Source organism: Rhodopirellula maiorica SM1 (assembly GCF_000346295.1).
Taxonomy (GTDB): Bacteria; Planctomycetota; Planctomycetia; order Pirellulales; family Pirellulaceae; genus Novipirellula; species Novipirellula maiorica.
Window position 1 is genome coordinate 1 of record NZ_ANOG01000048.1, and the last position, 1,150, is coordinate 1,150.

1 protein-coding gene is annotated in these 1,150 nt (G+C 57.0%); it reads right to left on the reverse strand.

Annotation, left to right across the window (positions count from 1 at the left end):
* Positions 1-1,150, reverse strand: a 1,150-nt coding sequence (locus tag RMSM_RS40545) for a hypothetical protein (RefSeq protein WP_008690563.1), incomplete at both ends; no start/stop codon positions are given.

The window sequence follows — 1,150 nt, forward strand, 5'->3', positions numbered from 1 at the left end:
GGAAACCCGCGATCGGTATGCCGTCGAGATTCAAATCGGATGCTGTCCCCGACATTTCACCGTGGAAAGTCAGTTGGTCGCTTTGCCAAGTTAGCGAAACATGGCTGGTCGATTGGCAGGCCAGCATGAAGGGAGGGATTTGGGGAAAGGCGGTCGAGATGCGGTTCCAGTCGCAATCTTTCAATTGGCTGGACGCGGTGGCAGTCGCCGCACCGGGCTGGATGTTGGCATCGAGTTTCATCAAGGCCATCCCGTCCAGCGGATTCCCTGTTGCTTCGATGCGGAGCTGGCCATGTCGCAACTCGCCCTGCAAAGCGAATCGTTCGGCGATACAGCCGATGGGTTGCGAGTCGATTTTTGACAGGTGGCCTTTGATCGAAAGCGTCAACGAGTCGAGGTCCATTCCCGCCGGATGAGTGCAGGAAATCTGTAGCGATCCACTCGACGCAACCGGATGCTGATTGATCGACTCGGGGATCAAGGGAAGATGACACAGTTTCGCAGTGTCAAACTTAACTCCGTCGACCACCACACTTGTATGTCCGGCCAATGTGGTGGGATGTAGCTGAGTCCGGATATCGATGCTGCCGCCAAACAAATCGGGGACCAACGTGCGAAGCTGAATCGCATCGCTAAAATCGCCCTGTAGCTGGACATCGGCCACGGTTAGGGATTCTCGGCCGGTTTGGTGGACGACCAAGCTCGCTCCCCGAACGGAGAGTCGTCCGATAGGAATTTTGCCGCTGGATTCGCCTGAGGAGGCTTCGCTTTGCGGGAATTTTGAGATCAGTTTCCCGTCTCGATCAAAGCGTACGTGCAGACAGGGGGCTTCGACGACCACATGCGGTGCCCAGATCCCACGACGAAGTCCGCTGAGGATTGACCAGTCGACTGCGAGGCGGCCGACGGTGACTTGAGCTTCGCTGGTGGGATGGTCAACGTCTACGTTGACGTTGTCGCTGGTCCGCGGTTCACGCAGAACGATACCGCTGACACTGAGCGTGCCCCAATCAAGCTGGACTGAATCAATTTCCAACGAGGTTGACAGAAAGTCGCTGCCGATTTTGACCGCAGCCACACGAGCGATGTGGTTACGGCAGAGCCCCAGGATCAACGCAGCAGCAAACGCGTACGCCAACCAGCGTTGCCA